Here is an 18,184-nt window from a genome sequence, read left to right as displayed (position 1 = left end):
CGGGTTTTTCTTTGGCGGCGATACAATCGCCGCCACCGTTGCCCCGTTTCCCCGAGCCACTCCATGCCCGCTGCGCCGTCGCTGTTCCGCCTGTCCTTGCCCACGCTGGTGCTTACCCTGGCGCTGGCCGGGTGTGGGGACAAACCCGCAGCCAGCACTGATGGGGTCACCCAGGCCAGCGCGCAGGCCGCCGCCGCGTCCGATCCGGCGGCCGCACCCTTGCTTACCGCGCTGCAGAAGCTGCTCGACGGCCACCGCCGCATCATCGTGCTGTTGGCCGATGAAGCGCAGCAGTCGCCGGCCGACCGCGCCACCTCCAGCCGCGTCGGCCAGCAGCTGTTCCACGATGGGCTGGAGCAGCGCGAGGCGATCGCCGCGCAGTTCGACACCCTGCTGCGCGGCACCAGCCCGCAACGCTTCGCCACCCTGGGCACGGTGCTGGACTACATCGAGTCGGCTCCGGAGCTGTTCGACGCCGATCGCCTGGCCTTCCGCGAAGTCCTGCGCACCCTGCACGAGCGTGTCGGCACCGACTCCTCGCTGCCGGCGGTGAAGCTGCACCAGCGCATCGGCGAAGACCTGGAGGGGCTGGATGAGATCGAGCGCAACTACAACCAGGAAATCACCCGCATCTTCAGCCGCTTCGACCGCACCCGCGCCATCGCGCTCAAGCGTGAGAAGTGGGAGGACTACATCGCCCACCTGCATAAGCAGTACAACCGCGAGGCGATCCTGCGGGATTACGGGGTGATCGAGCCGTACCCGATGTCGATGAAGGACAGCGACCGCGAGATCTTCGGCCGCGACCTGCCGCCCAAGACGGTGGTGCTGAGCTTCGACGATGGCCCGCACAAGGCCTACACCGATGAAGTGGTGGCCCTCCTCAAACGCTACGACGTGCCGGGCGTGTTCTTTGAAGTGGGCCGCAACCTGGGCACGGTGCAGGCCGATGGCAAGGTCACGCTGGGGCCGCTGGCCCGCATCAGCCGCGACCTGATGGAGCAGGGCTACGCGGTGGGCAACCACAGCCTCACCCACGCCCAGCTCTCGCGGACCACCGGCGACGCCCTGCGCGAACAGGTGCTGTCCACCGACACGCTGCTCAAGGACGTTGACGACAAGCGCGCGCCGCTGTTCCGCTTCCCGTACGGCGCGCGCAACGCCGAGGGCCTGCAGCTGCTCAACGAGGCCGGGCTGAAGTCGATCATGTGGAACATCGATTCCTTGGACTGGGCCGACCCGGTTCCCGAGTCGATCGTGCAGCGCGTGGTCGAACAGGTGCAGAAGGAGCAGCGCGGCATCATCCTGTTCCACGACATCCACGACCGCGCGGTGAAGGCGTTGCCGCAGATCCTGGATCGGCTGATCGCCGACGGCTACCAGTTCGCCGGCTGGAATGGCCGCGACTTCAGCGTCGGCCGTGCGCGCAAGGCCGCTGCCAGCGACACCACGGTCACCAGTGGCTACGAGAAATCCTGGGCGATCGTGGTCGGCATCGATGATTACGCCAAGTGGCCCAAGCTCGAATACGCCAGCCATGATGCGCAGGCCATCGCCGACACCCTGACCGGGCAGTTCGGCTTCCCGTCCTCGCAGGTGATCGTGCTGAAGAACCAGCAGGCCACCCGCAACAACATCCTGGCCGCCTTCCACGATCGCCTGGCCGATGACCGCACCGGCAGGAACGACCGCGTGTTCGTGTTCTTCGCCGGTCACGGTGCCACCCGCCGGCTGGCCTCGGGCCGCGACCTGGGCTACATCATTCCGGTGGATTCGGATCCCAATGCGTTCGCCACCGATGCCATCGCGATGACCGACATCCAGAACATCGCCGAAAGCATGCAGGCCAAGCACGTGCTGTTCGTGATGGATGCCTGCTACAGCGGGCTGGGGCTGACCCGCGGCGGCGGATCGTCGTCGACATTCCTGCGCGGGAACGCCCGCCGCAGCGCGCGGCAGATGCTCACCGCCGGTGGCGTCGACCAGGAGGTGGCCGACAGCGGTCCGAACGGGCATTCGGTGTTCACCTGGGTGCTGTTGCAGGCGCTGGCCGGCAAGGGCGACCTCAACGGCGATGGCCTGATCACCGGCACCGAGCTGGCCGCCTACGTGGCCCCGGCGGTGTCGGCGGTATCGCGGCAGACCCCGGCGTTCGGCAGCCTGCCCGGCTCGCAGGGCGGCGAGTTCGTGTTCCAGGTGCCCGACAGCCAGGAGTACCTCAACGCCGACACGCACCAGCTCTCGGCCGACGCCATTGCACTGAACAACAAGGTCGATGCGGCGCAGGATGCCAAGGGCGAAACCCAGGCGCCGGTAACCGTTCCCGACCTGCAGGGCGGCAAGAGCACGCTGGTGGTGCCCGCAGCGCTGCCCACGTCCGATCGCCAGCGCGCGCAGCAGGCCAACGACCGCGGCCTGCAGCTGTACCGCGAGAAGCGCTACGACGAGGCCGTCGCGCAGTTCACCGAGGCGCTGAAGCTGCGCCCGGATTTCGCCCAGGCGGCCAACAACCTCGGCTTCGTCTACTACCGCCAGCAGCGCTACGCCGAAGCCGCGCGCTGGCTGGAGAACACCCTGAAGATCGATCCCTCGCGCGCGGTGGCCCACCTCAACCTGGGCGATGCGTACTTCCACGCCGGCGACAAGGCCAGGGCGCGGCAGGCCTACACCACCTACCTGGCGCTGCAGCCGCAGGGCAGCGGCGCTGCGCAGGCCCGTGCGCAGCTGGAGAAGCTGTAAGCCATGAACGCCTCGTCCAACATCGACACCATCGTGGCCATCGCCAGTGCGCCTGGCGCCGGCGGCGTCGGCCTGCTGCGTCTGTCCGGTCCGCGTGCGGCGTCCATCGCCACCGCACTGGGCGCGCCGACGCTGCGCCCGCGCCACGCCCATTACGCGCGCCTGCGCGACGCACGGGGCGAGGTGATCGACGATGGCATCGTGCTGTGGTTCCCGGCGCCCAACAGTTTCACCGGCGAAGAAGTGGTGGAGCTGCAGGGCCATGGCAGCCCGGTACTGCTGCAGCAACTGGTTGCGCGCTGCATCGCCCTCGGCGCGCGCCAGGCGCGGCCGGGTGAGTTCAGCGAACGGGCCTTCCTCAACGGCAAGCTCGACCTGGCCCAGGCCGAGGCGATCGCCGACCTGATCGCCGCCAGCGATACCCGCGCGGCACGCGCCGCCCGCCGCTCGCTGGACGGGGTGTTCTCGCGCCGGGTCGATGAGGCGGCAGAACAGCTTGTCCTGCTGCGCATCCACGTCGAGGCGGCGATCGACTTCGCCGACGAGCCGCTGGATACCCTCGGTGGCGATCAGGTGCGCGCCGGACTGGGCCAGGCGCTGCGCGCGCTGGCACAGCTGCGCGACGATGCCGAACGCGGCCGGCGTCTGCGCGATGGCCTGCACGCGGTGCTGGTGGGGCCGCCCAACGCCGGCAAGAGCTCGTTGCTCAATGCACTGGCCGGCAGCGAACGGGCCATCGTCACCGACATCGCCGGTACCACCCGCGACACCCTGCGCGAAACCATCCGCATCGACGGACTGGAACTGACCCTGGTCGACACCGCCGGCCTGCGCGAAGGCGGCGATGCGATCGAACGCGAGGGCATGCGCCGCGCCCACGCGGAGATGCAGCGCACCGACCTTGCCATCATCGTGCTCGACGCCCGCGACCCGCAGGCCGGACACGCGGCGGTGCGCGAGGCGATCGCCGAGGTGCCGCAGCAGCTGTGGATCCACAACAAGAGCGACCTGCTCGCCGCGCTCCCGGCCACCGACGACCCCGACATCGTGCATGTCTCGGCCACCACCGGCCTGGGCCTGGACCGGCTGCACACGCGCCTGCGCGAACTGGCCAGCGGCAGCGCCGGGGACAGCGTGGAAGGCGAATTCTCCGCCCGCGCCCGGCACGTGGAGGCCATCGTGCTGGCCATCGGCCACGCCGAGCGCGCCGAAGCCGAGCTGGTGCACGAGCACCTGGAACTGGCCGCCGAGGAACTGCGCCTGGCCCACGACGCACTGGGCGAGATCACCGGTCGCATGAGTGCCGATGACCTGCTGGGCCGGATCTTCTCCAGCTTCTGTATCGGCAAGTAGGGGCGGCTTTCTTCCCCCTGTCACACCGCACCACCACAATGCGCCGGTCCTTTCCACGCCCCGCCGCGTTGGCGCGGGGCGCATCACTCAGGGGTTTGCAGTGTCGAAGTCGTCGTGGGGTTGTGTGTTGCTGTTGTCGCTGGCCGTGGCACCATCGGTGGCCATGAGCGCTGAATCCACGTCCCCCGCAACGCCCAAGGCGGCGGTGTATGGCCATCGCGGCGCCAGCGCGCTGCTGCCCGAGCACACCCTGGCCAGCTACGCACAGGCCATTGCCGATGGCGCCGATTACATCGAACCGGACCTGGTGATGACCAGGGACGGGGTGCTGGTGTCGCGCCACGAGAACGAGATCGGCGGCACCACCGACGTGGCTGCGCACCCGGAGTTCGCCAGCCGCAAGACGGTCAAGACCATCGACGGCGAGCGCATGGAAGGCTGGTTCACCGAAGACTTCACCCTGGCCGAGCTGAAAACCCTCTACGCCCGCGAACGGCTGCCGCGGCTGCGCAGCACGGCCTTCGATGGGCAGTTCCGCATTGCCACGCTGGACGAGATCATCGCGTTCCTGGTGCAGCAGGCCGGGCGTGCCAACCGCGGCATCGGGCTGGTGCCGGAGATCAAGCACGGCACCTATTTCAAGGGCATCGGCCTGCCGATGGAAGACAAGGTGCTGGCAGCGCTGCAGGGCAACGCGTACACGCGGGTGGCCCCGGTGACGATCCAGTCCTTCGAGGTCGGCAACCTGCGTTACCTGCGCAGCAAGCTGGGCCGCGACAGCAACATCCGCCTGCTGCAGCTGCTCGGCGACCCCAGGCAGCAGCCGGGCGACGTGCTGGCCGCCAAGGGCAGCCAGCGCTATGCCGACATGATCACCCCGGCCGGGCTGGCGCAGGTGGCCGGCTATGCCGATGGCATCGGCCCCAGCCTGCGCATGGTTATCCCGCTGGATGCGGCCGGCAAGCTGGGCACGCCGACCACGCTGGTGCGCGACGCGCACGCCGCCGGCCTGATGGTGATCCCGTATACCTTCCGCCCGGAGAACTACTTCCAGGCTGCCGAGTTCCGCAGGGGCGAGGCCAACGCGCGCAACGCCGACGGCTCGGTGGCCGAGATGCGCGCCTACCTGGCCACCGGTATCGATGCGTTCTTCACCGACGACCCGGCCCTGGGCCGGCGCGCGGTGGACGGGGACGCGGCAGCGACGGCAGGCAACTGACCGCGCGCTGCACCGGTAGAGCCACGCCATGCGTGGCGGCGGTGATGCCGGGTCGCAGGCAGCGGATTTTTCGGGGGACGGCAGCCACGCATGGCGTGGCTCTACCGGGATTGAATGCGTTGTCGTTGGAGGCGCCGGCCGTCAGTCCCGGGTCGAGCCCGGCTCCCGCGGGCGGAACGGCAGCACCACGTAGTCCTGGCCTTCGCGCGGTTGCCACAGCACCGGCACCCGCTGCGGCGAAGGTGGCTCCAGGTCGCTGTCGCGCTGCAGCTCCGCGTCGTCCTCGTCCTCGTCTTCCCAGCTGTAGCGCTTGCGCGGGGCCATCGGGTCGGACAGGCGGAACAGCAGCGCGCTGAGGATGCCGGCGAAGGCGCCGCCCATGTGCGACTGCCAGGACACTCCCGGCTCGTGCGGGAGGATGGTGATCAGCATGCTGCCGTAGAACAGGAACGCGATCAGCCCGGCGGCGATGGCCGGACGGTCGCGGCGCAGCAGGCCGAGCACGAACACCAGGAACATCAGGCCGTGGGTGATGCCGCTTGCGCCCAGATGGTGGCTGCCGATATCGCCGAGCAGCCAGGCACCGAGCCCCGAGCCGATCCACAGCAGCGGCAGCGCGCGCAGGGTGGCCTTGGGATAGACGCTGCCGGCCAGGGTGCCGAGGATCAGCAGGGCCGCCGCGTTGGCGCCCAGGTGCTCGACCGACCCATGCAGCAGCGGCGCACCGAGAATGCCGAGCAGGCCGGCCCTGTCCAATGGGGAAACGGCCCACGGCTGCCAGTCGAAATGCCCTTGCGCGGTGAACACCGCCACCAGCACCAGCACGAACGCCAGGCTGGCGTTGAACGCCCGCATCACACGACCGTGGTCGCTGCGGGGGGAGACCGGCGGCTCGCCGGCGGGCAGGGGCAGGTTGTCGTTCATACCCTAAGGGATTGCGTCGCCCGGGCTGAACACAAGGGCAACGCGACGGGAGAGAGTAGTGCCACCGGCGGGACAATCCCGCCGGTGGCATGCAGGGTCACGCGTCGCCGGTCTTCGGCGGGTTCTTCAGGCTCAGCACCACGGTGGCGGCGATGATCACCGCGACCACGCCCAGCGAGATCGGGGTGGGGATCTTGAAGATATCGATCAGCATCATCTTGATGCCGATGAAGGCCAGCACCAGGGCCAGGCCGTACGGCAGCAGGTAGAAGCGATCGGCCATGCCGGCCAGCAGGAAGAACATCGCGCGCAGGCCCAGCACCGCGAACACGTTGGAGGTGAGCACGATGAACGGGTCGGTGGTGATGGCGAAGATCGCCGGGATGCTGTCCACGGCGAAGATCACATCGGTGACCGCGATCAGGATCAGCACCACGAACAGCGGGGTGAACCAGCGCTTGCCGTTTCGCATGACGCTCATCGCGTTGCCGGCGTAGTCCGGGAGCAGGCGCAGGTGCTTGCGCATCCAGCGCAGGGCGGGGTTGGTTTCCAGGTCCGGTTCGGTTCCGGCCGAGAACCACATCTTCCAGCCGGTGAAGAGCAGGAACGCGCCGAACACATAGAGCAGCCAATGGAACTTGGTCAGCAGCACGCTGCCGGCGAAGATCATGATCGTACGCAGCACGATCGCGCCCAGGATGCCGATGATCAGCACCTTCTGCCGCTGTTCCTCGGGCACCGCGAAGTAGCCCATGATCATCAGGAACACGAAGATGTTGTCCACGGCCAGGGCTTTTTCAACCAGGTAGCCGGTGAGGAACTCCAGGCCGACCTTGTTGGCCACTACCTGGCCGGCGGTCTCGTTGAGGTAGTACCAGAGGCCACCGTTGAAGGCCAGGGCCAGCAGGACCCAGCCGACCGACCACCACAGGGCCTCCTTGAAGGTGACCTTGTGCGGCCCGCCGTGTCGCATCAATACGAGATCGACCAGCAACGCGATGACCACCACCGCGCCGAAGCCGCCCCACAACCACAAATTACCGATCGTCTGCATGGGTTTGTCCGTTGGAAAAATGAATGCCTCAAGCCGGAGGGCGAGGATCTGCAACGGAGGATCGGGGGGATCCGGGGAGACAGAGCTTCGCCATACGGCGAAGGTCTCGCTCGCAGTCCCGATGGGTGGGACTGCCGTTGCACCGGAGCCTGCGGGCTCGAATTGACGGCGACAACGTCTGGGAGCTACTCCCCTTCTGGGGCCGATTCTGCGGGCTGCCGGGCCCGGCGTCAAATGAAGGGCCGGCGTACCCAGGTCGCCTGCCATCGGGAGCGACGGCCGTTGGCCGTCAACCACGCACAGCCCGGGTTTAGCGCGCCGAGGGCCGCGGCCGCCAGCGCCACCGGGCCTTGGGGATCGCCCCGGGTACCTGGGGTTGCGGGCTTCCCGGATACAATATCCGGATGAATACCCCTGCCCCCGTAGTCCGCCTCAAGAACGCCTGGCGCTCCAGCCACCCGTGGATCTTCCAGAAACTGGTCGAAAAGCCTGCCGTCCGTCCCAAGCCCGGTGCCATCGTCGACGTTGTCGGCGTGGACGGGGAGTGGATCGGCCGCGGCTTCTACAACGGTCATTCGCGCATCGCCGTGCGCATCCTGGAAACCGATCAGGCCGTTCCGGTCGACGCTGGCTGGTTCTCGCGCAAGATCGCCCAGGCGGTGTCGCTGCGTCGGGACGTGCTCAAGCTGGACGAGGTGTCCAACGCCTGGCGCGTAGTGCACAGCGAGGGTGACGGCCTGTCCGGCCTGGTGGTGGACCGCTACGGCGACCTGGTGGTGGTGGAGTTCTTCGCCGCCGGCATGTTCCGCCACCGCGAATGGATCTATGAGGCGCTGCGCGAGCAGTTCCCGGGCTGCCGTTTCCACAGCTTCGCCGACGAACACGTGCAGAAGCAGGAAAGCTTCGACTTCCACGGCAACACCACCACCGAAGCGTCGGTGATCAGCGAGTACGGGGTGAAGTTCCGCGCCGATCCGGCCGGTGCGCACAAGACCGGCTTCTTCGCCGACCAGCGCGAAAACCGCCAGTGGCTGAGCCAGCAGGTGGAAGGCAAGACCGTGCTGGACCTGTGCTGCAACACCGGTGGTTTCGCGGTGTATGCCGCGGTGCGCGGTGCTGCCGAAGTGGTCGGCATCGACATCGACGAGGACGTCATCGAGATTGCCAAGGGCAACTCGCGCCTCAACAACGTGCGTCCGAAATTCATCCAGTCCGACATCTTCCCGTGGCTGCGCGATGCGTCCAACCGCGGTGAGCGCTACGACGTGGTCATCCTCGACCCGGCCAAGATGACGCGTGACCGCGACCAGGTGATCACCGCGCTGAAGAAGTACCTGGACATGAACAAGCTGGCGCTCGGCGTGGTCAAGCCCGGTGGCCTGCTGGCCACGTTCTCGTGCACCGGCCTGGTGGCCGAGGACCAGTTCCTGGACATGCTGCGCCGCGCCGCGTTCTACGCCGGCCGCACTATCCAGATCCTGAAGGTCTCCGGCGCCGGCCCGGACCATCCGTTCATGGCCCATGTGCAGGAATCGCGCTACCTCAAGGCGGTGTTCTGCCGCGTGCTGGACTGACAGCAGCGCGCGTGCCGACCGGCGGTCGGCATACGCCGGCCTGTCTGCCGGCCGACCGACCCAACGACCGGCACGCCTGACGGTGTGCCTGCCGGTGGTCCACGGCGTTGGGAACGGGTAGAGCCGCGCCATGCCCGGCTGGCCGCGCGCAGCGCGGCAATGCGCCACGCAGCCGCCGGGCATGGCCCGGCTCTACCGCGTGTCGTCCGACAGCGCTATCGTCCTACGCTTCCCATCCAAGGTGAGGCGTCCATGACGTTGCGCAGTCTGTCGTTGCTGGTGTCGCTGGCGTTGTGCACGCCGCTGGCCGCCCACGCCATCGAGTTCACCCCGCAGGAACTGGCCAGGGCGTCCACGCTGCAGCACCGCCTGCTGACGCTGGACAGCCACCTCGATACCCCGGCCAACTTCCACCGCGACGGCTTCGACATCCGCCAGCGCCACGACCACAACGCGTTGTCGCAGGTGGACTACCCACGCATGGTCGAAGGTGCGCTCGACGGCGGTTTCTGGGCGATCTACACCGACCAGGGCGACCGCAGCGCACAGGCGCACCAGCACGATCGCGATGCCGGCCTGCTGCGGCTGATGGAGATCCGCGAGATGCTCGCCGCGCACCCGGACACCTTCCAGCTCGCGCTGACCGCCGCCGATGCGGCGAAGATCAAGGCCGCCGGCAAGCGCGTGGTCTACATCAGCATGGAGAACGCCAGCCCGCTGGTCGATGATCCCTCGCTGCTCAGCTTCTACCACCTGGCCGGGCTGCGCCTGCTCAGCACGGTGCACTTCGCCAACAACGAGTTCGCCGACTCGGCCACCGCCCGGAATGGCGCCGAGTGGAAGGGCCTGAGCCCGGCCGGGAAGGCACTGGTGGATGAAGCGGTGCGGCTGGGCATCGTCATCGACCAGTCGCATGCCTCCGATGCGGTGTTCGACGACCTGATCGAGCGCATGCCGGTGCCGTTCGTGCTGTCGCACAGTTCGGCCAAGGCGATCTACAACCACCCGCGCAATCTCGACGATGTGCGCCTGAAACAGCTGGCCAAGGCCGGCGGGGTGATCCAGGTCAACGCCTATGGCGGCTACCTGATCGACACCGGCAAGACCGAGGCGCGGGCGCAGGCCGAGGAGGCGTTGATGAAGCAGCTTGGCGGCGACTACGACGGGATGACCATCGCCCAGGGCGTGGCGCTGAAGAAGGGGCTGGAGGACATCGACCTGCGTTACCCGCTGCGCAAGGCCACGCTGGACGATTTCTTCGCCCACTTCGAGCACATCCTCAAGGTGGTCGGCCCCGAACATGTGGGCATCGGGCTGGACTGGGATGGTGGCGGCGGCCTGGCCGACCTGCCCGACGTGAGCCAGTTGCCGAAGATCACCGCGTGGCTGCTGCGCAAGGGCTACAGCGAGAAGCAGATCGCCGGCATCTGGGGCGGCAACCTGCTGCGGGTGATGCAGCAGGCACAGGATCACGCTGCCGAGCTCGCCGCGGCCGCAACACCCTGAGCACCGGCGTCGGCCTACGGCCGCCCCCTCGTCCTCGCCTCAAGCGGGAGTCGGTGGGTCGGGCGCTGGGCCCCCATACCCTTTCCGGCGAATGTCCTCCGGCGTCGGCCTGCGGCCGCCCCCTCCTCCTTTATTTCGCCTCCAAGGGCATGGGGGCCCAGCGCCCGACCCACCGACCCGCTTGGCTTCTGCCTGCTTACCGGCCGCTAAGGGGCCCTCACGCTCGCGACCAGCCCGATCGAAGACGCACCCATCCCAACGGCCTGCACCCCCGGCCACCCGCGTAGCGTCATGCTCTAAGATGAGGGAAAAACCAAAGAAAAAGGCAGGCCCTGGGCCTGCCTTTTTCATATCGACGTGCCGCCCCCAAGGTGAGACGGCGCGATGCCTCATTGCTTGCCCAGCACCGCATTGCGACGCCCGTAGGCGAAGTACGCGATCAGGCCCAGGATGTTCCAGGCCAGGAAGTACAGCTGGGTCTTGCTGGGCAGGCTGAAGAACAGGTACACGCAGCCGATCACCGCCAGCGGGCCGACCACATAGGCCAGCGGGGTGCGGAACTTGCGCACGCGGTTCGGCTCACGCTTGCGCAGCACCACCAGGCACAGGCCCACCGCGGTGAACGCGGCCAGCGTGCCGGCGTTGGCCAGTGCGGCGATTTCATCCAGGCGGGCCACGCCGGCCAGCGCGGCGACCAGCACGGCGGTGAACAACGTGGTCGCAATCGGCGTACCGGTGCGCGCGCTGACCTTGGACAGGCCACGCGGCAGCAGGCCATCGCGCGACATGACGAAGAAGATGCGGCTCTGGCCGTACAGGAACGCCAGCAGCACCGTCGGCAAGGCGATCACCGCCGCCGCGCCGATCCACTTCGCCGCACCCGGGCTGCCCAGCTCGCGCAGGATCAGTGCCAGCGGCTCGGCGCTCTGGCCGAAGATCGTGTAGCTCATCGCGCCGACGGCGGCCAGCGCCACCAGCACGTAGATGATGGTGCAGCCGACCATCGAGCCGATGATGCCGATCGCCAGGTCGCGGTCGGGCTTCTTGGTTTCCTCGGCGGCGGTGGAGATCGCATCGAAGCCGTAGAAGGCGAAGAAGATGATCGCCGCCGCCGCCATCACGCCATGCTCGACGCCATCGGCACCCACCGACTTGGCGAAGCCGAACGGCATGAACGGCTCCATGTGGCCGGTGTCGAAGTGCGGCAGGGCAATGGCCACGAAGACCGTCAGCGCGATGATCTTGACCACCACCAGGATCGCATTGAGGGTGGCGCTCTCCTTGGTGCCGGCCATCAGCATGCCGGCCACCACGAAGGTGATCAGCACCGCCGGCAGGTTGATGAAGCCGCCTTCCACGTGCGGGCCGGCGGTCAGCGTCAACGGCAGGTCGATGCCCCAGCCATGCAGGAAGCCGACCGCGTAGCCGGACCAGCCGACCGCCACCGTGCTCACCACCAGCGAGTACTCCAGGATCAGGCTCCAGCCCACCACCCAGGCCACCGTCTCACCGAGCGCGGCGTAGCTGTAGGTGTAGGCGCTGCCGGCGGCCGGCATCATGGTGGCCAGTTCGGCGTAGGACAGCGCGGCGCAGGCGCAGACCGCACCGGCGATGGCAAAGGAGATCAGCACGGCCGGGCCGGCCAGGTTGGCACCCACCCCGATCAGGGTGTAGATGCCGGTACCCACGATGGCACCGATGCCCAGGGCGATCAGGTGCGGCCAGCTCAGGGTCGGAACCAGTCGCCTGCCGGCTTCATGGACGGTGACTTGGTCTAGGGACTTGCGCCGGAGCAATGACATGGGGCCTCGCGGTGGATGACTGTTAACGACAAGTCTGCGAGTTTTACCGAACGCGGTGCAGCATTACTACTGCCAAGCGTCCCGAGCGGACGAGCGGACATCTGACCGGGACGGAGGTGACGAAACCGGCACAACCGTGGCCGGGCCCCCGGTCAGTCCCAGTGGCAGCCGCTGTCGGTCATCGCACCGATGTCTTCGCTGAAGCGGGTCTGCCGCCCATTGCGCGCGTTGGTGTAGTCGAAACCGTAGACGCGTGCGCCCTGGGTGGTGATCGCGTAGTGCCCGGTCACCTTGCCGTCCAGATGCTCTTCCCACACCGTGTCGAACTGCCAGGGGCGGCCTTCGGCCATCTCGCTGCCCTCGTTGGACAGCCGGGTCAGGCGCAGCCATTGGCGCTTGCCGGCGTAGCGCACAAAGCTCACCGGTGTTGTGCCGGTGTCGGCCTCGGGCAGCTTCCACTCCAGATGGATCTGGTCGGCGCTGCCGCCGGTCAGGCAGCGGATGTCCTCGGCATGGGCCGGGGCGAATGCCAGCAGCAGGGGGAGTGGGGCAAGCCAACGCATGATCGAGATCCGGTCGAGGCGGAGGGGCGCGCCATTGTCGCCCATCCGCCCCGGTGCAGGGCGGCACGGATGGGCCGTGCCCTCAGCGGTTCACGATGGCCATCGCCGCTGCGGCATAGCGCTCGCCGACGGCGGCGTTGGCCGGGAAGATCGCGTCGATCCGGGCCAGCTCCGCTGCACTAAACTGCACCTGCAGCGCGCCGAGGTTTTCTTCCAGGTAGGCGATCCGCTTGGTGCCGGGGATCGGCACCAGATCGTCACCTTGTGCCAGCACCCAAGCCAGCGCCAGTTGCCCCGGGGTGATGCCCTTGGCGCGTGCCATCGCGGTGACCGCATCGACCAGCGCCAGGTTGCGGTTGAAGTTGTCGCCCTGGAAGCGCGGCGACTGGTGGCGGTAGTCGTCGGCATCGAAGTCGGCCGGGCTGCGGATGGCGCCGGTGAGGAAGCCACGGCCCAGCGGCGAGTAGGGCACGAAACCGATGCCCAGTTCGCGCACGGTATCCAGCACGCCGTTGTCCTGCGGATCGCGCGACCACAGCGAGAACTCGGTCTGCACGGCGGTGATCGGGTGCACCGCGTGGGCGCGGCGGATGGTCGCGGCCGAGGCTTCGGACAGCCCGAGGAAGCGCACCTTGCCCTGCTCGACCAGGCGGGCCATCGCCCCGACGGTGTCTTCGATCGGCACGCTGGCGTCCACGCGGTGCTGGTAGTACAGGTCGATGTGGTCCACGCCCAGCCGCTGCAGGCTGGCGTCGCAGGCGGCGATCACGTACTCCGGGCGGCCATCGACGCTGCGTGCGGCGCTGTCGCTGGGTTCCAGCCTGATCCCGAACTTGGTGGCCAGGAACACCTGGTCGCGGCGATCGGCGATCGCCTTGCCGACCAGCACTTCGTTGGTGTGCGGGCCGTACATGTCGGCGGTGTCGAGCAGGGTCACGCCGTGTTCCAGCGCGCGGTGGATCACCGCGGTGGCCTCGGCGTCGCTGCCGCGCCCGCCGTAGAAGGCGCTCATGCCCATGCAGCCCAGGCCGAGCGCGGAAACAGTGGGGCCGTGGCGGCCAAGGGTGCGGGTCTGCATGGGGAAGCTCCGGAGGGAAGGAAAACAGGAATAGCCCGGCGGCCGTTATCCAGATGGCATGGGGCATCGACGGGTGCCCAGCATCCTCCCGTGGACTATGTGGATAAACTGGCTGCTCCTGCATCTTCCTTGAAGCCAGGCTTCACAATGAATCCCCAGCGCCCCCTGCCGGCCGTGGTCGCCTTCGCCCGCGTCGCCCACCATGCCAGCTTCACCCGCGCCGCCGACGAGCTTGGGGTATCGCCGTCGGCGCTGTCCCAGACCGTGCGCGCGCTGGAGGCGGGCATGGGCGTGCGCCTGCTGCACCGGACCACGCGCCGCGTGGGGCTTACCGAACACGGCGCGCGCTTCCTGGAGGGGGTGCGGGCGGGACTGGCCCAGATCGATGCCGCCTTCGACGCGCTGGACAGCGTGCGCGATGTCCCGGCGGGCAAGCTGCGCATCAACGTGCCGCGCATCGCCGCCGAACTGCTGGTGCTGCCGCACCTGCCCGGCTTTCTCGCCTTGTACCCGCAGGTGGAGGTGGAACTGTTCGTGGAGACGGCGCTGGCCGATCTGGTCGCCGGCGGCTTCGATGCCGGGATCCGGCTGGGCGAGAGCCTGGCCCGCGACATGATCGCTGTGCCGATCGGGCCGCTCGAACGCCAGGTGGTAGTGGCCACGCCGGCCTACCTTGCCCGCCACGGCGTGCCCGCCACGCCGGGCGACTTGGTTGCCCACGAGTGCATCGTGCACCGTCTCAGCACGGGGCGCCGGATGCCGTGGGAGTTCACCCGCGAGGGGCGCGACCTCGAGGTCGAGGTGGCGGGGCGGCTGGTCTTCAACGATGCGGGCCTGATCCACGCCGCGGTACGCGCCGGGCTGGGCATGGCGCAGGGATTTGCGGCGCTGTTTGCCGACGACGTGGCCGCCGGTCGGCTGCAGTGCGTGCTGCAGGACTGGCAACAGCCGTTTGCCGGTTTCCATCTGTACTACCCGGCGCGCGAGCAGATGGCACCCAAGCTGCGGGTGTTCATCGACTACCTGCGGCAGGCCATGCGCACGCGCTGACCCGCTCAGTCGGAGCGCGCGCGGGACCCGGGCTGGAGCAACGTACGCAGCCAGTGGTCGCCATCGCGCAGCCCATGCGGAAACATCACCTGCGCATCGCCAGGGAAGCGCTTGCAGCGCAACATGCCTTTGGCATCGAACAGGCGCCAGCCGTTGGCCATGCGCTCGGCCTCGTCGATGCGTCGGCGCAGCGCCAGTGCCAGGCTGGCATGGCAGTCGAAGCGGCTGGTGCGCAGATCAATCCGGTCCAAGGGCTTCAGGCCCGCGAGGATGCGGGCGACCGCCGGATGGCCCAGATCGATGCGGCCGGTGGCCATGCCGAGCAGATGCTCATCGTGGCCGGACACGTGCTGGACGAAATACACCGGGGACATCGGTTCTCCGCGTGGACGCGGTGACCGCGACCGTTGGCACCGATTGGACACCCCGAGGGCGTCACGCGGAATCTCAAGTTATCGATTGAAAAATCTTGCTTGGATGATGCTGCCTATTCGGGTTTCCGCCCGCGCCATCCACCATGCTGCGCATCGCTACGCAGGGCAGGGCCTCAGCCACTGACGCCGAGGCGTACGCCAAACCCGATCAGGAAGATGCCGGCGACACGCCTCAGCAAAAGCCCTACACGCGGATGCTGAAGAATCCTACGACGCAACAGGTTGCCTACCCCGATCAGCACCGAGCAATACGCCAGCCCGAGCACGAAGATGATCACCGCCATGGTGGCGAACGTGGCCACGCCCTGGTGCCGCGCCGGATCGATGAACAACGGCAGGAAGGCCATGTAGAAGATGATCGCCTTCGGGTTGAGCAGATTGATCAGTACCGCCTGGCGGAAGTAGTGGCCGGGCTGCAGCCGGACGCCGCCGTCCTCGCCGGTACTGCGGGGTCGGCGCAGCAGGCCGATGCCGATCCACACCAGGTAGGCCGCGCCCAGGTACTGCACTGCGTGGAATACCAGCGGATTGGCCTTGAGCAGCGCGGCCACGCCGGCCACCGCCAGCCACATCAGGATCTGGTCGCCCACCAGTAGCCCGAACAGCGCGGTGTAACCGCCGCGTATGCCACCGCGACCGGTTGCGGTGAGCAGGGTGAACGTACCCGGGCCCGGCAATGCCAGGAACACCAGCACGGCAGCGACAAAGGTCCACAGGTCCTGGATGCCCATCCACGGCATGGCGGCGACTCGACTACGGGGGAGCGCCATTGTCCGGCACTGCCAGGCCCGCCGATAGCGTCAGCCGGGCAGGCGTGGCAGATCCTTCAGCAGCGGTTGCAGGCGCTGTTCGAACATCGCATGCAGCTGCCGGATGGCCGGCGAGAACTGCTTGCGATGCGGGCACACCAGGTTCAACGGCAGGCTGTCGCCGGCGCCACCGAGCAGCACCTGCAGGCGGCCGGCGCGGACATCCCCGCACACGTCCAGCCAGGATTTGAACACGATGCCTTCGCCGGCCACCGCCCAGCGCCGCACCACGTCGGCATCGTCGCAGACCATGTTGCCGCGCACCGGCACCACCACGCGGCGGCCATCGACCTCGAAATTCCAGCGGTCGTAGGCGCGGCCGGCCAGTTGGTACAGCAGGCAGTGGTGGTCCTTGAGACCTTCCAGGGACTCCGGCGCGCCGTGCCGTGCCAGGTAGTCGGGCGAGGCCGCCAGCACCCGGCGGTTGCCCGGCAGCAGCGGCAGGGCGACGTAGCTGGCGTTGTCGAAGCGGCCGAGCCGGAAGGCGATGTCGACCGGATCGCGGAACACGTCGGCGACCTGGTCGGACAGGTGCAGGCGCAGCTGCAGCCTGGGATGCGCGGCGCGGAACTCGCTCAGCCAGGGCAGCAGCACGTTGCGGCCCAGGTCCGAGGGCGCGGCCACCTGCAGCACGCCGCGCAGCTCGGCGTCTTCACCGCGCACCCGCGCCTGGCCCTCGCTCAGGGTGGCCAGCACCTCCTGGGCATAGGGCAGGTACAGCGCGCCTTCGGCGGTCAGGCGCAGGCTGCGGGTGGACCGCACGAACAGGCGCAGGTCCAGCTCGCGTTCCAGCCGCGCCACGGCCGCAGCGACCTGGCCGGGCAGCAGGTCGGCCTCGCGGGCGGCATTGGAGAAGCTGCCCAGGGCGGCGGTGCGCACGAACAGCCCGAGATCATCGATGCGGACCATTTTCATTCCTGCAGTGAAAGTGCTGCCCGATTTTGCGCCTTTCTGCCCGCTGTCGTGAAGCGCAGGCTGTGCATCTTCCCGAATGGACTTGCCCTCGATGAAAGCGATCGCCTATACCCAGCACGGCCTGCCGATCAGCGACCCGCGCGCGCTGCAGGACATCACCCTGCCGATCCCCAGCCCCGGCCCGCGCGATCTGCGCGTGGAAGTGCGGGCGATCTCGGTCAACCCGGTCGACACCAAGGTGCGCAACGGCGTGGCCGTGGACGAACTGCGCGTGCTCGGCTGGGATGCAGTGGGGATCGTGGACGCGGTCGGCAGCGAGGTCAGCCTGTTCCAGCCCGGCGATGCGGTGTTCTACGCCGGTGCGATCGGCCGCCCCGGCAGCAATGCCGAGTACCAGCTGGTGGATGAGCGCATCGTCGGGCACAAGCCGGCCAGCCTGGACGATGCCGCCGCCGCGGCATTGCCGCTAACCGCGATCACCGCCTGGGAACTGCTGTTCGATCGGCTGCGCATCCCCGAGGGCGGTGGCGAAGGGCAGACCCTGCTGGTGATCGGCGCCGCCGGTGGCGTAGGCTCGATCCTGATCCAGCTGGCGCGTCAGCTGACCCGCTTGACGGTGATCGGCACCGCCTCGCGCCCGGAGACCCAGGACTGGGTGTACGCGCTGGGCGCCCACCATGTGATCGATCATTCGCAGCCGCTTGCCGATGGCCTGCAGCGCCTGGGCATCGACGCGGTCGCGCACGTGGCCAGCCTGACCCACACCGACCAGCACTACGACCAGATCGTGGCGGTGCTGGCGCCGCAGGGCCAGCTGGCGCTGATCGACGACCCGGGCCAGCTGGATGTGATGGCGCTCAAGCGCAAGAGCCTGTCGCTGAACTGGGAGTCGATGTTCACCCGCTCCAGCTTCACCACCCCGGACCTGCAGCGCCAGCACGACCTGCTCGAACGCGTCGCCGCGCTGGTCGATGCCGGCGTGCTGCGCACCACGCTGGGCGAGCACTACGGCCGCATCAATGCCGCCAACCTGCGCCAGGCCCACGCGTTGATCGAGAGCCAGCGCGCGCGCGGCAAGCTGGTCCTCGAAGGCTTCTGACCGCCACTGCACCCCGCACCCCTGCATCCCCCACGGAACCGACCCCATGACCCTCGCACCGGTGG

The 18,184-nt window shown here is 68.3% G+C and carries 15 protein-coding genes; 7 read left to right on the top strand and 8 right to left on the bottom strand.

Annotated elements, in window-relative coordinates; all coding sequences use genetic code 11:
* Window positions 1–63 precede the first annotated feature (63 nt).
* From RTO53_RS07990 to RTO53_RS07980, 3 genes are all read left to right on the top strand, one after another.
* The gene (locus RTO53_RS07990) at window positions 64–2,739 is read left to right on the top strand and encodes a polysaccharide deacetylase family protein (protein WP_312237283.1); all 2,676 of its coding nucleotides are present in this window, start codon (window positions 64–66) and stop codon (window positions 2,737–2,739) included.
* Window positions 2,740–2,742: 3 nt separating this feature from the next.
* A complete protein-coding gene (gene mnmE, locus RTO53_RS07985) occupies window positions 2,743–4,092 on the top strand; it encodes a tRNA uridine-5-carboxymethylaminomethyl(34) synthesis GTPase MnmE (protein WP_312237282.1) in 1,350 nt (449 codons plus the stop codon).
* 163 nt (window positions 4,093–4,255) lie between these two features.
* Entirely contained in the window at window positions 4,256–5,311 is a 1,056-nt protein-coding gene (locus tag RTO53_RS07980) for a glycerophosphodiester phosphodiesterase (RefSeq protein WP_312237281.1), read from the top strand.
* A 141-nt stretch (window positions 5,312–5,452) separates the two neighbouring features.
* Here RTO53_RS07980 and RTO53_RS07975 read toward each other — a convergent pair whose 3' ends face one another.
* Window positions 5,453–6,235, bottom strand: coding sequence for a rhomboid family intramembrane serine protease (locus RTO53_RS07975; protein WP_312237280.1), 783 nt, complete (start codon window positions 6,233–6,235; stop codon window positions 5,453–5,455).
* A gap of 97 nt (window positions 6,236–6,332) precedes the next feature.
* Window positions 6,333–7,289, bottom strand: a complete 957-nt coding sequence (locus tag RTO53_RS07970) for a TerC family protein (protein ID WP_312237279.1) — start codon at window positions 7,287–7,289, stop codon at window positions 6,333–6,335.
* A 404-nt stretch (window positions 7,290–7,693) separates the two neighbouring features.
* Between RTO53_RS07970 and RTO53_RS07965 the strand changes: the two genes are divergently transcribed.
* Both RTO53_RS07965 and RTO53_RS07960 read left to right on the top strand, forming a co-directional pair.
* Window positions 7,694–8,863: a class I SAM-dependent rRNA methyltransferase gene (locus RTO53_RS07965; RefSeq protein WP_312237278.1), complete on the top strand. Its 1,170-nt coding sequence runs from the start codon at window positions 7,694–7,696 to the stop codon at window positions 8,861–8,863.
* A gap of 252 nt (window positions 8,864–9,115) precedes the next feature.
* Window positions 9,116–10,369 (top strand): dipeptidase, encoded by a 1,254-nt coding sequence (locus RTO53_RS07960; protein ID WP_312237277.1) that lies wholly within the window; start codon window positions 9,116–9,118, stop codon window positions 10,367–10,369.
* Window positions 10,370–10,758: 389 nt separating this feature from the next.
* Here the strand turns inward: RTO53_RS07960 and RTO53_RS07955 are convergent, their stop codons facing one another.
* The 3 genes from RTO53_RS07955 to RTO53_RS07945 form a co-directional block, all read right to left on the bottom strand.
* Window positions 10,759–12,171, bottom strand: coding sequence for an amino acid permease (locus RTO53_RS07955; RefSeq protein WP_312237276.1), 1,413 nt, complete (start codon window positions 12,169–12,171; stop codon window positions 10,759–10,761).
* A 152-nt stretch (window positions 12,172–12,323) separates the two neighbouring features.
* Entirely contained in the window at window positions 12,324–12,734 is a 411-nt protein-coding gene (locus tag RTO53_RS07950) for a hypothetical protein (RefSeq protein ID WP_312237275.1), read from the bottom strand.
* An 82-nt stretch (window positions 12,735–12,816) separates the two neighbouring features.
* Window positions 12,817–13,812 (bottom strand): aldo/keto reductase, encoded by a 996-nt coding sequence (locus RTO53_RS07945; RefSeq protein WP_312237274.1) that lies wholly within the window; start codon window positions 13,810–13,812, stop codon window positions 12,817–12,819.
* A 147-nt stretch (window positions 13,813–13,959) separates the two neighbouring features.
* Between RTO53_RS07945 and RTO53_RS07940 the strand changes: the two genes are divergently transcribed.
* Window positions 13,960–14,862, top strand: a complete 903-nt coding sequence (locus RTO53_RS07940; protein ID WP_312237273.1) for a LysR family transcriptional regulator — start codon at window positions 13,960–13,962, stop codon at window positions 14,860–14,862.
* A 5-nt stretch (window positions 14,863–14,867) separates the two neighbouring features.
* On the opposite strand, the gene RTO53_RS07935 is transcribed toward RTO53_RS07940, so the two are convergent.
* The 3 genes from RTO53_RS07935 to RTO53_RS07925 form a co-directional block, all read right to left on the bottom strand.
* Complete coding sequence (locus RTO53_RS07935; protein ID WP_312237272.1) at window positions 14,868–15,236, bottom strand: hypothetical protein; 369 nt, start codon at window positions 15,234–15,236, stop codon at window positions 14,868–14,870.
* A gap of 173 nt (window positions 15,237–15,409) precedes the next feature.
* Window positions 15,410–16,036, bottom strand: a complete 627-nt coding sequence (gene leuE, locus RTO53_RS07930) for a leucine efflux protein LeuE (RefSeq protein WP_312237298.1) — start codon at window positions 16,034–16,036, stop codon at window positions 15,410–15,412.
* A gap of 60 nt (window positions 16,037–16,096) precedes the next feature.
* Window positions 16,097–17,020 (bottom strand): LysR substrate-binding domain-containing protein, encoded by a 924-nt coding sequence (locus RTO53_RS07925; RefSeq protein ID WP_312237271.1) that lies wholly within the window; start codon window positions 17,018–17,020, stop codon window positions 16,097–16,099.
* 91 nt (window positions 17,021–17,111) lie between these two features.
* On the opposite strand from RTO53_RS07925, the gene RTO53_RS07920 reads away from it, so the two are divergent.
* Window positions 17,112–18,119, top strand: coding sequence for a zinc-binding alcohol dehydrogenase family protein (locus RTO53_RS07920; RefSeq protein WP_312237270.1), 1,008 nt, complete (start codon window positions 17,112–17,114; stop codon window positions 18,117–18,119).
* Window positions 18,120–18,184: the final 65 nt, after the last annotated feature.

The organism is Stenotrophomonas sp. (genome assembly GCF_031995405.1).
Taxonomy (GTDB): Bacteria; Pseudomonadota; Gammaproteobacteria; order Xanthomonadales; family Xanthomonadaceae; genus Stenotrophomonas.
The sequence above is the reverse complement of the archived record's forward strand: the minus strand, read 5'-3'. Positions and strand labels throughout refer to the sequence as shown.